Annotated in this window: 13 protein-coding genes; 3 read left to right on the plus strand and 10 right to left on the minus strand. The window is 52.0% G+C overall.

Translation table 11 applies throughout. The features are described from left to right. Positions 1 to 156: 156 nt before the first annotated feature. From JSQ80_RS26560 to JSQ80_RS26570, 3 genes are read right to left on the minus strand one after another with little or no spacing between them, the layout of a single operon-like run. Positions 157 to 1,872: an ABC transporter ATP-binding protein gene (locus JSQ80_RS26560; RefSeq protein ID WP_206097822.1), complete on the minus strand. Its 1,716-nt coding sequence runs from the start codon at positions 1,870 to 1,872 to the stop codon at positions 157 to 159. Positions 1,873 to 1,922: 50 nt separating this feature from the next. Then, positions 1,923 to 2,954: a FecCD family ABC transporter permease gene (locus JSQ80_RS26565; RefSeq protein WP_206097823.1), complete on the minus strand. Its 1,032-nt coding sequence runs from the start codon at positions 2,952 to 2,954 to the stop codon at positions 1,923 to 1,925. A 2-nt stretch (positions 2,955 to 2,956) separates the two neighbouring features. Then, positions 2,957 to 4,012 (minus strand): FecCD family ABC transporter permease, encoded by a 1,056-nt coding sequence (locus JSQ80_RS26570; RefSeq protein WP_206097824.1) that lies wholly within the window; start codon positions 4,010 to 4,012, stop codon positions 2,957 to 2,959. Between the two features lie 571 nt (positions 4,013 to 4,583). On the opposite strand from JSQ80_RS26570, the gene JSQ80_RS26575 reads away from it, so the two are divergent. After that, the gene (locus JSQ80_RS26575; protein WP_206097825.1) at positions 4,584 to 5,978 is read left to right on the plus strand and encodes a hypothetical protein; all 1,395 of its coding nucleotides are present in this window, start codon (positions 4,584 to 4,586) and stop codon (positions 5,976 to 5,978) included. Positions 5,979 to 6,372: 394 nt separating this feature from the next. Here the strand turns inward: JSQ80_RS26575 and aroC are convergent, their stop codons facing one another. After that, positions 6,373 to 7,431: a chorismate synthase gene (gene aroC, locus JSQ80_RS26580; protein ID WP_206097826.1), complete on the minus strand. Its 1,059-nt coding sequence runs from the start codon at positions 7,429 to 7,431 to the stop codon at positions 6,373 to 6,375. Between the two features lie 118 nt (positions 7,432 to 7,549). Here aroC and JSQ80_RS26585 point away from each other — a divergent pair, with 118 nt between their 5' ends. Continuing rightward, entirely contained in the window at positions 7,550 to 8,443 is an 894-nt protein-coding gene (locus JSQ80_RS26585) for a LysR family transcriptional regulator (RefSeq protein WP_206097827.1), read from the plus strand. Between the two features lie 80 nt (positions 8,444 to 8,523). Here the strand turns inward: JSQ80_RS26585 and JSQ80_RS26590 are convergent, their stop codons facing one another. Then, complete coding sequence (locus JSQ80_RS26590) at positions 8,524 to 9,906, minus strand: MFS transporter (protein WP_240464320.1); 1,383 nt, start codon at positions 9,904 to 9,906, stop codon at positions 8,524 to 8,526. A 400-nt stretch (positions 9,907 to 10,306) separates the two neighbouring features. On the opposite strand from JSQ80_RS26590, the gene JSQ80_RS26595 reads away from it, so the two are divergent. After that, positions 10,307 to 11,116: an alpha/beta hydrolase gene (locus JSQ80_RS26595; protein ID WP_206098159.1), complete on the plus strand. Its 810-nt coding sequence runs from the start codon at positions 10,307 to 10,309 to the stop codon at positions 11,114 to 11,116. Here the strand turns inward: JSQ80_RS26595 and JSQ80_RS26600 are convergent. From JSQ80_RS26600 to JSQ80_RS26620, 5 genes are all read right to left on the minus strand, one after another. Then, positions 11,031 to 11,606, minus strand: coding sequence for a metallophosphoesterase (locus JSQ80_RS26600; protein WP_206097828.1), 576 nt, complete (start codon positions 11,604 to 11,606; stop codon positions 11,031 to 11,033). The genes JSQ80_RS26595 and JSQ80_RS26600 overlap by 86 nt on opposite strands. A gap of 160 nt (positions 11,607 to 11,766) precedes the next feature. Then, positions 11,767 to 12,987 (minus strand): acetyl-CoA C-acetyltransferase, encoded by a 1,221-nt coding sequence (locus tag JSQ80_RS26605; RefSeq protein WP_336245858.1) that lies wholly within the window; start codon positions 12,985 to 12,987, stop codon positions 11,767 to 11,769. 36 nt (positions 12,988 to 13,023) lie between these two features. Next, positions 13,024 to 14,145 carry a histidinol-phosphate transaminase gene (gene hisC, locus JSQ80_RS26610; RefSeq protein WP_206097829.1) on the minus strand — a complete coding sequence of 374 codons (1,122 nt, stop codon included), beginning with the start codon at positions 14,143 to 14,145 and terminating at the stop codon, positions 13,024 to 13,026. A gap of 28 nt (positions 14,146 to 14,173) precedes the next feature. Then, complete coding sequence (locus tag JSQ80_RS26615) at positions 14,174 to 14,833, minus strand: 3-oxoacid CoA-transferase subunit B (RefSeq protein ID WP_206097830.1); 660 nt, start codon at positions 14,831 to 14,833, stop codon at positions 14,174 to 14,176. Continuing rightward, entirely contained in the window at positions 14,830 to 15,558 is a 729-nt protein-coding gene (locus tag JSQ80_RS26620) for a CoA transferase subunit A (protein ID WP_206097831.1), read from the minus strand. The genes JSQ80_RS26615 and JSQ80_RS26620 overlap by 4 nt, the downstream gene beginning before the upstream one ends. Positions 15,559 to 15,564 lie beyond the last annotated feature (6 nt).

The following is a 15,564-nucleotide window of genomic DNA, read 5'->3' on the forward strand; positions in this document are numbered from 1 at the left end:
CATCCCTCCCTTCGCATCAGGCGCCCGCGGCAGCATGCGAAGCTACACTATAGTCAGTATCCAGCTCCGACGTATGCAGCCGCTCTCTCATGGTATGCATGCCACAGCCTCTCCCCTGCACGTTCTCCAAAGCGGTACCGCTTGTACAGAGCAGCACTATGCGCCAAACTGCGCCTCGTGCAAACGGCTGTATGCTCCTCCCGCAGCAAGCAACTGATGGTGATTGCCCTGTTCGGCAATGCCCTGCTCCGCCACTACTACGATGCGGTCGGCATTTTTAATCGTCGCCAGCCGGTGGGCGATAACCAGCGTCGTGCGGCCTTCCGACAATTCGGCCAGCGATTGCTGAATCGCCGCCTCCGTCTCCGTATCAAGCGCTGACGTCGCTTCATCAAGAATGAGGATGGGCGGATTCTTCAGGAACATGCGCGCAATGGATAACCGCTGCTTTTGACCGCCGGACAGCTTGACTCCGCGTTCGCCGGTCATCGTGTCCAGCCCTTCCGGCTGCGATAAAATAAGCTCCTCAAGCTGCGCCCGACGCGCGGCTTGCCAAATTTCCTCTTCGCTGGCCTTCAACTGGCCATAAGCGATATTTTCGCGAATCGTGCCATCGAACAGGAACACATCCTGCTGCACGATACCGATCTGGCTGCGCAGCGACTCCAACGTCATCTTACGGATATCGATGCCATCGATCGCGATGCTTCCCCCGTCGACTTCGTAGAAGCGCGGCAGCAAGCTGCATAACGTCGTCTTGCCCGCACCCGAAGGACCTACCAGCGCCACCGTCTCGCCGGCGCGGATGGACAGGTCGACATCTTGCAGCACCTTTTCCTTGTTTTCGTACCCGAACGTGACATTATGGAAGGAAATATCTCCTTTCAAATGCTTGACCGTTTGCGCGTCTGGCGCGTCCGCCACATCCGGAGCGGTTTCCAGCAGCTCTAAATAGCGTTTGAAGCCGGCGATTCCTTTGGGATAGGTCTCGATTACGGAGTTAATCTGCCGAATCGGTCCCAGGAACACGTTCGACAGCATGACAAAAGCGATAAATTCTCCGTACGACATGTTCTTCTGGATGACGAACCAAGTGCCGCATACGAGCACAAACAGCGAGACGAGCTTCATTAATATGTAGCTTAGCGATGAATTCCAGGCCATGATGCGGTATGTGAGCAGCTTCGTGAGCCGGAATCGTTCGTTGTTCTCCGCGAAGCGGGCAATTTCGTGCTTCTCGTTGGAGAACGCCTGTACCACGCGGATGCCGCTTACGTTGTTCTCTACACGGGCGTTGTAATCAGCAACGTCCGCGAACATGCGGTCAAATGCGCGCGACATCTTCCGGCTGAAATACAGGGACAAGCAAATCATGATCGGGATGATGATAAAAGTCAGCACGGCGAGTTCCCAATTGATGCCGAGCATAATGCCGAACGCACCGGCCAGCGTCATGATGGCAATGAACAAATCCTCCGGGCCGTGATGGGCGATTTCGCCGATGTCCATCAGGTCATTAGTCATGCGCGACACGAGGTGTCCGGTCTTGTTATTGTCAAAAAAACGAAAGGACAGCTTCTGGACATGGTCGAACAGCTTCTTGCGCATGTCGGATTCGATGTTGATGCCTAGCTTGTGTCCCCAATAGGTCACCACATAGTGCAGGGCAGCGCAGATGATATAAATGCCAAGCAGAATGAGACAGCCCCATAAAATCCATGCCCAGTTGCCGCTCGGCAACAGATCGTCCACGACGCGATTGACGGCGATCGGGAACGCAAGCTCCAGCAGCGCGGCGATGATCGCGCAGGAAAAATCTAATAAGAACAACCCTTTATAAGGTTGGTAATAAGCGAAAAATCGTCGCAGCATCGGAAGAAGCCTCTCTTTCTATTTAAATGGTATAGTCCCCTACTTTAGTCTTAGGCCTTAGAGCGGGCAAGCAAGTAGAGGAAATACGGCGCGCCGATTACCGCGACCACGATGCCTGTCGGTATTTCCGATGGCTGCAGTATCCAGCGGCCAAGCGTATCTGCCGTAATAACCAAGAGCGATCCGGCTAGAGCGGCTGCCGGCAAGAGCAGCTGATGCTTCGGACCGACCAGGCGGCGCGCCAAATGCGGGCCAATAAGGCCGACGAAGCCAATTCCGCCGCTTACGGCCACGCAGGAGCCCGCAAGGCCCACCGCGGCAGCGATCAGCATGAGCCGTTCCCTCTCTACCGGGGCGCCAAGGCCGGTCGCTGTCTGATCGCCCAAGTTCAGCACATTCATGACGCGTGCCTTGTAGAATACGAACGGCAGCAGCACGACGATCCATGGCAGCAGCGCAAGCACAAACTTCCAGTTCGTGCCCCAAATGCTGCCCGCGAGCCACGTGGCCACAAATTGATATTTCTCCGGGCTCAGCTTGAGCGTCAGCACGATCATCGCCGCGCTAATTCCTGCCGCCACCGCGATACCGGTAAGCAACAACCGCGTCGGCGACAAGCCTTCATGCCGCTTGTACGATAAAGTATAAATCAGCGCGGCTGTCAGCCCTGCGCCGATCAATGCGAGCACCGGCAGCAAAAATACGGGGGCGGCCGCTGTAGTCGGATAGAAGGAAATGAACAGCATGACCGTCAAGCCTGCCCCTGCATTGATGCCCAGTATGCCGGGGTCGGCCAGCGCATTGCGGGATATCCCCTGCATGACGCAGCCAGATACGGCCAACCCTGCCCCGATAAGTACGGAAATCACAATACGCGGCAGCCGGAAATCGAACAGAATCAAACTCTGTTTGTCGGTGCCTGCGCCGAATAGCGTTCGGATTAAATCCATGGGAGACAAGCGGATATATCCCGTGTTCATGCTGATAATGAAAGCAATTATAATAAGAATGGTTAGTATGACAAGCACCGCAATGCCCCGTTTTCTTCGGCGGCGTTCGGTTAATGAGATTACAGTCTCCATGATTACAGTTCTCTCCTTTCTTTACGCGCCAGGTAAAGGAAGAACGGAACACCGAGGAGCGCTATGAGCGCGCCGATAGGCGTCTCATAGGGCGGGTTAACCATCCTTGCCGCCAGATCGGCGAAGACGACAAGCAAGCTGCCGAGCACTGCCGAACACGGAATAATCCAGCGGTAATCCACACCGACCAAATACCGGGTCAAGTGGGGAATGATCAATCCGACGAAGCCGACCGCCCCGACCACAGATACTGCCGCACCTGCCAATACGAGCACAATGACCATGCCCGCCAGCTTGACTAGCCTCGTTCGCTGTCCGAGTCCTTTGGCAATATCTTCGCCAAGGCTGAGCAACGTAATCGAGCGGGACAACGCAATCGCTCCCGCGAGTGCGACGGCAATCCAAGGGAACATAATCTTAAGCTGGTACCATTTCGTTCCCGCTACACCTCCCGCATACCAGAATGCCAGATCCTGCCCGATGCGGAAATAGAGCGCGATCCCCTCGCTTAACGCAGAGAGCAGCGCGCTCAATGCCGCACCCGCCAGAACGAGACGAACAGGCGTCAATCCTCCTTTGGCAAGCGAGCCGATGCCGTATACCAGGCCTGCTCCCACGCCTGCTCCTAAGAAGGAATACATGATCAGGTACATAAACGGCATGCCGGGGAAAAAGGCGAAGCATATCGCCAGCATGAAGCCGGCTCCCGCGTTCAATCCAAGCAATCCGGAATCTGCCAGCGGATTGCGGGTCATCCCTTGCATAATCGCTCCCGCGACGGCGAAGCAGGCTCCGACCATCGCTCCGCCAAGCACGCGCGGAAGACGAAGCTCTTGAATGATCTGATGCTGCGTCACGTCTGGATTAAAGCTAAAAATCGCTTCCCATACGACGGAAAGCTTAATATCTGCCGCTCCGAACGACACGGATAAGCCGATTCCGAGCACCAACGCGATCAGGCCGCCAATAAGTATCAACGTCGCTGCCCATGGACGAGAGCGAAACTGAATAGCTGGCTCTGCTGCCGCTTCTTTTATGGAATTTGCAGTTTGACTCATAAATGCCACCTTTATTATCAATGAAGTATAAAGCTTGTCGTCGTTAGCGGACGATGCTATCGTGACGGGTCATACCCGTTGCATTGCAAAAAATATGACATTCGCTCCTTTCTGAACCCCCACACGCAATATAAATGATATTGATTCTCAATATCATAAATAAATTGTATGCCACTTCGCACATGAATGGCAATGGACAAATACGAGTGTTTTTTTGTACAAAATCGAGGCTATGTAATGTCCATTGTTGCTTGATGTTCATCTCCTCTCGGTGCATCACTTATTTTAAATATTGGCATGGATTCAATCTTCACGATAATGATAATCATTTTCATATCAAAAGTACAGCATTCACTACTCTTTTTTCCTCTCAGCCTTAAACTTTTGCGGCATATTTGGACCTAAGCGGCTGAGAACTTTTATTCGTTGCATTGCAGGCGAACTTAGGGAGTTGCACAACTCTTTTTGTTCACTGTCATGGATCTGTGCAGATAATCTACTTTTTGGGATAATTTCATTTTTTAGGGAAATGTTACATATGTAAATGATTTTATACAATGGAGGATGTACGATGATTGAACGAAACGAGTTGCTCACGAACGGAGAAGTCACGATCGAACCCGATATAAGAAACCTTCCGCAATGTGTTGAAGATGTCAGAAAGGCCGTCGTTTCCAATATTCCCGGCCCGCCCGACCCGACAGATTACCACCAGCTGCGCGGCAGATTGGAAGCAGTACGCAGAAAGCTGCCTGTTCTGTACCGGGACGCAGTCGTTGAACCATTCCTTAGAGCGCTGGATCAACTGGGTCCAGAAGGGTTCACCAACATTTTAATTCACGATCCCCGTCGCGAAGGACTGGCCTTTCTGCTGTTCGATATCGCACAAACCATACTGCAGAACGGCGAAGGCTACAATGCGGATGCCACTGACGCTTTTCAGGAGATGGTAAGCGATCTGTACGACGGATTCTTAAGCGCTGAGGACAGAGCGAGAGTGAAACGTCCAGACTTGAGCATGATACCGCCGCTCGTCAAGTGGGGGATGCCAGAATTCGGTCCGTATACCATCCCTATTGACGGAACAGCCCAGATAGGCTTAAAAACGGGTATCGTAAGCCTTCCTCCCGCTCATGCCCAGCGGGGCCTGCTGGCCTGGTCCAGCTTGGGCCATGAAACGGGCGGGCATGATATTTTGCATGCCGATACGGGACTGCTTGAAGAATTGGCGGATACGGTACGAGCGGCTCTTCTTGCGAACAATCTTGGACATGATTTGGCTGAATATTGGGCTAATCGCATAGACGAGACGGCATCAGACGTCCTAGGGGTACTCAACCTGGGACCTGCGGCCGGGATCGGTTTGGTTGGTTATTTTCGTGGAATCCGGGCGGCCTATTCGGGAATTCCCGCGCTCAAAAATATCGGTCCTGAGAGTGACGTCCATCCCGCTGACATTTTGAGAGGATATTTGGCCGCCTATGCCGTAGGTATCCTGCAATTCGACCAGGCTAATATCTGGGAGCGGCTCATCGAGACAGAAACGGACAAAGATCTGACCCACATCCGTCTGGAAGGAAAAGTTGTCGGCGCCGAGGAAGCCAAGCTGTCTGCAAAGATCGTGGCTGCCGCCATCATGACGACGAAGCTGCATACGCTGGAAAATCATAGCTTGGACCAAATTCAAAATTGGAGAAACCGGGACGAGTCCCTCACTGCGCAATTACGGGCTTTGTTGAGCACCGCGGGTCCGCTGCCTGAACATTTGCGTTCTGGATTCTACGCTGCTCACGTGGTCGCGGCCGCCGTGACGGGCGCCTTGGTGCAGCATGCGGAAATCGACATGATTTTTCAGCGGATGATACTGCTGTTAAAATCGATGCATGATCATAATCCATCGTGGGGACCTCTGCTTGTTTTGCATCCCGGAGATATCGTGCGCCATCGCGTATACCAGGAAGACTGATCCAAGGAACGATAGGAAGCTCCTCACCCGAGTTGGGCCCGGTGGAGGAGCTTTCTGCTTGACGGGACTTCCTCCCTATGTGTTGAGAGTATGTTACGTTCGCAGGGCTTGAGCAAACCATCCGAACACGGTTTTTGACGCCGTGCCTCCAGTACCATGAAAAGCCTCAAATGACCCTGCCAGCGTTAAAGCGCTCGATTTGTAACATCCGTAAACAGGTAACCCGTATAGATTTGGATTGCAGTAGCATTGCAGCAATTCCTCCATCATCGCAGTGACTTGATGCACAGGATGGCGTGGCATCGCCTAGCTGTATCAGCCTTATAATGTCACGGCAAAAAATGCCACCCAGCAGTGCTGCACCATACAAGTTCAGTTTCTGGAGCAAATCCTTTCATGCATGAATCAAGGCAGCTTGACGCTTATATTGATCTTCAACGACAAGACAAGCCATTGCTTCCACAACGGGTACGATTCTTGGACATATGCAGGGGTCATGTCTGCCCTCTGTCACGATCACTTGTTCTTCGCCATGCACATTCATCGTTTTTTGGGGAAGAGAGATCGAAGAAGTGGGTTTCACGGCGACTCTAAAAATAATTTCATTGCCCGTGCTTATTCCTCCAATAATCCCGCCCGAATGATTGCTCAAAAAACCGGAGGAGTCCATCTGGTCGTTATGCTCGCTCCCCAGCATTTCCGCGGCTGAAAAACCGGCGCCGAACTCAATCCCTTTAACTGCTCCGATGGATAGCATTGCTTTAGCAAGCTCCGCGTCTAATTTATCGAACGCTGGCTCGCCTATGCCGGGATTCACCCCTCTAATTCTGCACTCCACAATCCCGCCGCAGCTATCGCCTATGGAGGCCAAATGATGAATTTTCTCGATCATTTTGCGGGCAGCCGCCGGATCGCATGCTCTGACCGCGTTTTGTTCAATCTCACGTTCAATAAATGCATCGCATTTGATTCCGCCGATTTCCTTGGTGTAGGCCACGACAGACACCCCGCGATGTTCGAGCAATTTGCGCGCCACAGCTCCCGCGGCTACCCTTCCGGCCGTCTCTCGGCCGGAAGCTCGCCCGCTGCCCCGGTGATCCCGAATGCCGTACTTCTTTAAGTAAGTAAAATCAGCGTGGCCGGGACGGAATGCATATTTGATATCATCATAGGCTTCGGGTCTCATGTCTTTATTGTGAAGCATAATAAAAAGCGGGGCTCCCGTTGTCTTTCCCTCGAAGACGCCGGATAGAATTTGGATAATATCATATTCCTTCCTTGGAGTAGTAACGGAAGATTGCCCTGGTTTTCTGCGATCCATTTGTGCTTGAATGTAATGCTCGTCTATTTCCACACCAGGAGTAACACCGTCAACGATGACCCCGACAGCTTCTCCATGCGATTCGCCAAAAGTAGTGATTTTAAATATATTGCCAAAAGAATTTCCAGACATAGCAATGAGCCTCCCCATAGTTACGTTGACATCCATCATGTGATTTCATTATAATTTCTGCATTGAAATAAATGAAATTCAAATATACCAGTCTTGTCATAGAGAGGATTAATATCATATGCATATGGAATGGTATCGCATATTCCTGTACACGGCCAGAGCGGGGAATTTAACGAAGGCAGCGCAAGAGCTTCATATTACTCAACCTTCGGTTAGCTATGCCATTAAGCAATTGGAAGCCTCCTTGGGAGTGAAATTGTTCGATCGCCTCTCCAAGGGGGTGAAGCTGACACCCGAAGGTGCGGCATTGCTGGGATATGTGGAACAATCGTTCTCGTTGCTGCAAGCCGGAGAAGATAAAGTTCATTCCCTCAAGCGCCTTTCTGCGGGAGAACTTCGAATCGGCGCAAGCGGCCCCATCATCAAGCACCTTTTAGTACCGCCCCTTGATAAGTTTCATGCTCAATATCCAGGAGTCCGGATTCGCCTCTCGCAAGGCAAAAGCGCTGAGATTCGAGAACAGCTAAAAAACGATCAAATTGATTTGGGATTTGTCCATCTCCCAATATCAGACCATGAGCTCGATGTGAAGCATCTCGCAACCATTCAAGATTGCTTCGTTGTAGGCCATTCCTATCGCCATCTGCTGGAACATCCGATTACTGCCCGGGAATTAATACAAATACCTCTGCTTTTGCTCTCTAAGGGAAGCAGCACCAGACGCTACGTCGAAGAATGGCTCTTCTCGCTTGGAGTCACTGCCGAAGTGGACATTGAGCTCAGCAGCATGGATATGTTAATAGAATTGGCTCAGCGCGGTTATGGAACTGCATTCGTGACGCGCTCCTTTATTAAGCAAGAATTGAAGGAAGAAAAGTTATATGAACTTCAATTAACAGACCCGATCCCGGAGCGTTCGATCGCGGTCGCGACACGCCGGGATATTTCTTTATCCATAACGGCCAATCAGTTTATGAATATGCTCACCGCGTCGCTTGACGAGATGAGATAACATGGATGGATCAGCAAAAAGCTCGGCATTTTGCCGAGCTCTCGCATGATAGAAGGGCCCGTAAAAATAAAACTACGAGGCTACTGCAAATTGGCCGTTGCATCTGAATCTTTCACATTGTGCTGCGGACGGGGCATTTCGTGAATCTGAGTTGTAATTCGGAAGGAAGTCATAAAGCTGAAGAGCAGGAAACATAACTGGAGAGATAAAGCCATCATTACCCCGGTAAATATCCCCCATTGAAACGTCTCGCTTAGGGCGATGAGAGCGCCGCTTAATCCAATGCTCAATCCGATGCTGAACGAATCAATGAATTGAAGCGTTGCGGATATCTCTCCTTCCTGCCCGGCCCGGGCATGCTGCAATGCAATCGCTCCCGTAGTCGGATTGGCTAATCCTACCCCAAATCCTGTAATGATTTGTGAAATCAATGCGATCGCAATCCCGCCGCCTGCATATCCGACGGCTGTGATCACGAGCGTAACCCCAACGATCATAATCAATATGCCGAAAATGACCCTCTTTTTTCTGCCATGACCATCATCCCGTTCATCGAGCTGCGATTGCAGCCACGCTGCGGCTGACCAGCTTAATGCTCCTGCGGCCACAATCAGACCTGCAAGCTCTTCCGATAAACCCTTCACTTCGGTTAGAGCCAATACAACGTAACTTTCAGTAGCAAAGTAGCAAGCAACGTACAATCCTCTCGAAACAATGGTTGCCGGCAACCCTCTTTTCACTGAGAAAGTGCCTTCTGGCAGCAGCTTGCGCAAGGGCTGAATCATGATGATAACGCCACCAGCGGCAAGCGCAATTCCTCTCCAATCGGATATAAATCCCAATCCGGTCAAGAGCAAGCCCGTTCCAAAGGCTAGCAGTATGGCGTATATTTCTTTATAGTTGCTTTTTTTAGCTGATCTGTTTTCAGTTTGTATGCTGCGAAAGGAAGGAAGCGTTAAGCATAGCGCTAGTGCAATCAAAGGAAGAACAATCCAGAAGACAAATCTCCAAGACAAATATGCAGCGATTAGTCCTGCCACATAGGGGCCGATTAATGCAGGCAGAACAAATGCGATTGAAAATGCAGCTAAAATTTTAGTTCTGAGTGAGTCTGGATAGCTTAATGTAACGCTGTAGTAAATACAAGTGATGAGCGCGCCTGCACCAAAGCCTTGAAAGGCTCTTCCCGCAATTAGCATATACATATGAATTGAAAGAGCCGCAATAATGATGCCTATAACGAAGATAATAAAAGATGCAATGATTGATTTGAAAGCGCCATGCTTGTCAATCTGTTGTCCCATGACCATGGTGCCTATGATTTGGGATAACAGAAAGGCACTGAATATCCATCCATATAAATGGATGCCATGCAAGCTTTGTGCCAGCTTAGGCGCGATCGTCGTAATGGCCAGCCCCTCAAATGCGACGGTTGTAAGGGCCAAAATAATACCGATTGTCAATGCCCTGTATTGAACTCCGAAAATCCCAATCTTTTTAAAGTTTGTTGTCGTTACACCTCCTAAAATATTTGCTGTGATGATAATAGCTATAGCAACTATTCAACTAAAAAAAGGTGCAGGAATCTCTCATTGCTTAACCGAAATGTCGAATGGATTCACCGCTTTAATAGATATGATCATAGTTGCTATGACCATTATAATCATAGCCATTAATGCTGTCAATAACGCTGAATTGGCGCATTATTCCCCTCCTCGGCATATGGTATAGGCAGATGCACAAAAATGATGAGAAGGTGAATGAAACATGTATCATTACCCGTATCAACCTCCTTACTGCCAGCCTTATTCTTATTACCCTTACCCCGTAACCGTTCTGCATCCTTATTCACAGATCCCGCCCATGAGGAGCATAACCGCGGCACCCCCGCCCGCGCCGGCACATGAGGAAATCCCGGAACCAGCCGCGAGAATAGAAAGGCCGCTTAGCTTTGTCCTGGTCCATGGCGCATGGGGAGACTCCAGCTATTGGAATATGACGGCCGAAAGACTGCGCAATACAGGCCACAAGGTGTATACCCCCAACCTGCCGGGACATGGCAAAGATCCGGACAAAGCAGCCACCCATGCCGATTACGTAGACGCCGTCGTTACCTTTATAACAGAAAGAAATTTGAACAATATCGTCCTCGTAGGCCATAGTTTTGGAGGCACGGTCATTTCCAAAGTGGCGGAACGGATTCCGAACCGCATTCGACGGCTCGTATTTATGGATGCGTTTGTCGTCGCGGACGGAAATAGCGCCGCGGACGAGATTCCGCCGCAAAGCAAAGCTTTATGGGCGGATCTCGCGAAAAAAACAAAATACAACACGATTATGCTGCCGTTTCCGATCTGGCGTGAAACGTTCATGAATACGGCGAGTCTCGATTTGGCCAAAAAGGTGTACAAGACGGTCACTCCCGAGCCGGCAGGCCCGTTGTTCGAGAAGCTCGATTTAACGAAATTCTACAGTTTCGACATCCCTAAAAGCTACTTCTACCTCACAGACGACACGGCGGTGCCGCAGGGCGAACAGTATGGGTGGCATCCCCACATGTCGAGCCGTCTCGGTCTATTCCGTCTAATTACGGCCAAGGGCGACCATATGACCCCTTTCCATACCAATCCAACGATGGTAGCCCAGAAGCTGGTCGAAGCAGGGCGAGATTAGAAGGCTTCCTGTGCCGGAGTTGGATGACCGACAGCTCCGGCGCGCTCAGCAAGCGGAGGGGCAAGCGGTCATGATTACCGAACACCTCATACTTGCCGAGCGGTGCTTCAATCTGGGCCAATAGATGCCGGGCTTCGTTCCTTTGCGAGCCATATTGATTGAAGTTGTCTATTAAGTCACCCGTAAACACCACGATATCCGGCTGTTCTCGATTGATGCGATTGACTAACGTTTGGAGTTGGTCATGAGTATAATCTTTTCCTAAGTGAACATCTGAGAATTGAAGGATTGTCTTTCCGTCGAAGCTAGAAGGAATGGCAGAGCTTTTTATATTTTGTCTGGTCACCGTTAAGGTTTTAGCCTCCATGTCATAGCTATAGACTAGTGTTCCTGCAATAAGCAGCACACCTGCCAACAATCCAATAAGCGTGCGGTTCCCGCGTTTAACGAGCGTGTATTTCGTGCGTTTAGCACGGATGTTATCGTTCATTTTAGTTTTTCACCTCACGCTTATCATAAGCTGGCTTTGTTACGCCAGTATGACAAGGATGACAAACAAAAAAGGCACCGCGGGTTCCAGACCGCAATGCCTTCCATAGGTGCAGGAAAATAAATAGACCTTCATGTCGAAGGCCCAAATAGATGTTGCATTATACTTGTTCCACGATGACAGCAACTCCGTGACCGCCGCCCACGCATAGGGCAGCGAGACCCGCTGCCGCCTGCCTTCGCTTCATTTCATGCAGCAACGTAACCAGAATGCGCGCTCCGCTAGCTCCAATCGGGTGTCCCAGCGCAATGGCGCCGCCGTTAACGTTCACGATTGCCGGATCAAGACCCAGTTCGCGCACTACCGCAATCGATTGGGCGGCGAAGGCTTCGTTTATTTCCGCCAAATCAATGTCTGATATTGACATTCCCGCCTTCTGCAAGGCCGCCTGCGCGGCGGAAACCGGTCCCATGCCCATCAACGAGGGATCAACGCCCGTTGAAGCGTAAGCCCGGATGCGTGCATGCACGGCGAGGCCGAGCTCCTGCGCCTTGCGCGCCGAGCAGACCACAACCGCTGCCGCCCCGTCATTGATGCCGGAAGCGTTCCCGGCCGTTACGGTGCCGTCTCGCCTGAACGCGGGCTTCAACCGTGCCAGCGTGTCCGTCGTTGCATCGGGTCGAGGGTGCTCATCCATTTCCATCATGCTTGCATGGCCCTTCCTGTCCCGCAGCGTAACACTGACGAGCTCGTCGGCAAATCGCCTCTCGTTCCAAGCCTGCTGCGCACGCTGCTGACTCGTTAAGGCAAACGCGTCTTGCTGTTCTCTCGTTATGTGATGCTTCTCTGCAACGTTTTCAGCCGTCAACCCCATATGAATGTCGCAAATGGAGCATGTTAGCCCGTCTTTTAAGATGCTATCCGCAACCGTCCCATCGCCCAGACGGTAGCCGGATCTGCCTTGCTGCAATAAGTAAGGCGCCAGCGACATATTTTCCATGCCGCCCGCAACGATCAGCTCGGCGTCACCGGCCTTGACGGCTTGCGCGGCCATGATGACCGCTTTCAGTCCCGATCCGCATATTTTATTGATCGTAACCGCCGGCACCTCATACGACAGGCCCGAGCGGACTGCTGCCAGACGGGCGGGACCTTGACCGAGACCGGCCTGCAGAACATTGCCCATCACGACCTCTTGCACCGACTCAATGGGGATCTCCGCTCGCTCCAGTGCTGCTTTTATGACCAATGCCCCCAGATCAACGGCGGGCACTTGACTCAATCCTCCCATGAATGCGCCAATCGGCGTTCGCACGGCGCTCGCAATGACGACGTCAGTCAGACAATCACCCCCACTTTTTTTAGCTAAACCGTTTCTCACGGGCTTGGCTAATCCCTATTAGACTTATTGTCCCTGTTATCCCCTTGCCTCATCTCCATCGTTGATGATCCGTTGGAGCGCTGCAATAAAGGCATGGTTCTCTTGCTCTGTGCCGATGGAAACGCGAATCGTGTCAGGATAACCGAGCGAGCTGCCAGAACGCACGATGACGCCTTGCGCGAGCAGAGCCTGAAAGACGTCATCCCCTGCTCTCCCCAGCTTCACCATCAAAAAGTTGGTATGCGAAGGGAAACAGGACAACCCCATGCGTGCCAACTCGTGCTGCAGCCCGCGTCTAGCCTCGGCATTGCGCCGCGCGCAGTCTTGCGCGAACGGAGCATCGTCCAATGATGCGATCGCCGCTGCCTGGGCCAACCGGTTCGAGTTAAACGGCTCTTTCACCTTCATAAGCTCCTGAACAACGGACGGGTGCATGATGCCGTAACCTACACGCAGCGCGGCGAGACCGTATATTTTGGAAAACGTGCGCAGAATGACCAGGTTCGGATGGCTGGCGAGCAGCGGAATGGTTTGCAAGTAATCGGTGTCCGATACATATTCGAAGTAAGCTTCATCGATGACGAGCAATATGTGAGGCGGCACCTCTTCGATAAAAGAAAGCAGCTCGCTGCGCCCGACAATCGTGCCCGTAGGATTGTTCGGATTGCAGACGAATATCATTTTGGTGTTCGTGCCGACAGCCTGCAGCATCCCGGCCAAATCGTGAACGCCGTCGATCATCGGCACCGTTACCGGCACGCCTCCCTCGATCCGCACGTTGGTCTCGTAACGAGAAAACGTGGCAACGCCCATGATCGCTTCATCGCCTGCGGAAATGTAGCTCCGCGTCAGCAAACGGATAAGCTCGTCAGAACCATTTCCAACCATGATGCGCTCCCGCTCGATCCCGAGGTGAACGGATAATTTCGCCGCCAGTTCGGGAGCCGTTCCTTCCGGATACAGGGCGGAATTATCCATTTCGCGAATGACGGCCCGTGTCGCCAGCTCCGAGCAGCCGTATGGATTTTCATTCGATGCCAGCTTGGCGATATCGGTAAGGCCGAACTCCCTTTTCACTTCTTCAATCGGCTTGCCGGGAACGTAAACGCCCAGATGTTCAATCTCTTTCCGGGTGGGAATCTTAACCGAAACATGCATGAGAACATCCTCCTATACATTAGTGCCATTACAACGAATTTGAGGGCCGCAGATCAGGGCTGACCGTAAAAGAAGCCTCGGTCTTTTGCCGAACCACTTCCACGCTGGCTCCCTGTTGGGTTTCCATTAATACCATGCCTTCTTCCGTGAAATCAAACACGGCCAAATCGGTGATTAACCGGTTGACGACCCGGCTGCCTGTTAACGGCAAGCTGCACCGGCGCTTGATTTTGGACTCCCCGTGCTTGTTCACATGTTCCATAATGACGACGATTCGCTTGGCGCCGCTCACCAGATCCATGGCGCCGCCCATGCCTTTAATCATTTTCCCGGGGATCATCCAGTTCGCCAGATCACCTTGCTCCGACACCTCCATTCCACCCAAGATGGCCACATCGATGTGACCTCCCCGGATCATGGCAAATGACTCGGCACTGTCGAAATAGGAAGCGCCTTTTACCGCGGTTACCGTTTCTTTGCCCGCATTGATCAGGTCCGGATCTTCGCTTCCTTCCAACGGATAAGGACCGATTCCGAGCAAGCCGTTCTCGGACTGCAGCATGACGCTGAAGTCCGGCGGAATTTCACCTGCGACGAGCGTTGGCATGCCGATTCCCAGATTCACGTTCATGCCGTCCGCTATTTCCAGCACGGCACGCTTGACGATGGCCAGACGAGCGTCACTCATCGCACTCCCCCCGTTTCCTGTGAGGCGGAGCGAAGAACCGTGTGCCGTTCGATCCGCTTCTCATATCCGGTTCCAAGCAGCAGCCGTTGCACGTAAATAGCCGGAGTATGAATATGATTCGGATCCAATTGTCCCGTCTCGACCATCTCCTCCACTTCGGCAATCGTAACTTTGCCTGCGGCCGCGGCCAGCGGGTTAAAGTTACGTGCGGTATTCCGGTAGATGAGATTGCCGAGCGCATCTGCCTTCCACGCTTTCACAAACGCAAAGTCGCCGACAATTGCTTCCTCCATAATGTATGTGCGGCCATTGAATTGTTTATGCTCTTTGCCTTCCGCAACCGAAGTGCCGACTCCCGTCGCCGTGTAAAAAGCGGGGATGCCCGCTCCGCCGGCCCGTATTCGTTCGGCCAGCGTGCCTTGCGGAACGAGTTCGACCTCGAGCTCCCCGCTCAGAAATTGACGTTCGAAGATTTTGTTCTCCCCGACATAAGAGGAGATCATCTTCTTAATCTGGTTATTGGCAAGCAGCAGGCCGAGCCCCCAATCATCGACCCCGCAGTTATTGCTGACGATGGTTAAATCCTTAACACCCTTGTCCCGCAGCGCCAATATCGCTTTTTCCGGGATTCCGCACAAGCCGAACCCACCGACAATCAAGGTAGCTCCGTCCCGAATGTCCTCAATGGCCTCTGCGGCAGATTGCACAACCTTCCCTTTGTTCATCGCATT

This window comes from Paenibacillus apiarius (assembly GCF_017052585.1).
Lineage (GTDB): Bacteria > Bacillota > Bacilli > Paenibacillales > Paenibacillaceae > Paenibacillus_B > Paenibacillus_B apiarius.

Bases quoted from the DNA above. Each gene is read 5' to 3' on its own strand.
- JSQ80_RS26560 (WP_206097822.1), bottom strand. From the start codon at position 1,872: ATGCTGCGACGATTTTTCGCTTATTACCAACCTTATAAAGGGTTGTTC.
- JSQ80_RS26565 (WP_206097823.1), bottom strand. From the start codon at position 2,954: ATGGAGACTGTAATCTCATTAACCGAACGCCGCCGAAGAAAACGGGGC.
- JSQ80_RS26570 (WP_206097824.1), bottom strand. From the start codon at position 4,012: ATGAGTCAAACTGCAAATTCCATAAAAGAAGCGGCAGCAGAGCCAGCT.
- JSQ80_RS26575 (WP_206097825.1), top strand. From the start codon at position 4,584: ATGATTGAACGAAACGAGTTGCTCACGAACGGAGAAGTCACGATCGAA.
- aroC (WP_206097826.1), bottom strand. From the start codon at position 7,431: ATGTCTGGAAATTCTTTTGGCAATATATTTAAAATCACTACTTTTGGC.
- JSQ80_RS26585 (WP_206097827.1), top strand. From the start codon at position 7,550: ATGCATATGGAATGGTATCGCATATTCCTGTACACGGCCAGAGCGGGG.
- JSQ80_RS26595 (WP_206098159.1), top strand. From the start codon at position 10,307: ATGAGGAGCATAACCGCGGCACCCCCGCCCGCGCCGGCACATGAGGAA.
- JSQ80_RS26600 (WP_206097828.1), bottom strand. From the start codon at position 11,606: ATGAACGATAACATCCGTGCTAAACGCACGAAATACACGCTCGTTAAA.
- hisC (WP_206097829.1), bottom strand. From the start codon at position 14,145: ATGCATGTTTCGGTTAAGATTCCCACCCGGAAAGAGATTGAACATCTG.
- JSQ80_RS26615 (WP_206097830.1), bottom strand. From the start codon at position 14,833: ATGAGTGACGCTCGTCTGGCCATCGTCAAGCGTGCCGTGCTGGAAATA.
- JSQ80_RS26620 (WP_206097831.1), bottom strand. From the start codon at position 15,558: ATGAACAAAGGGAAGGTTGTGCAATCTGCCGCAGAGGCCATTGAGGAC.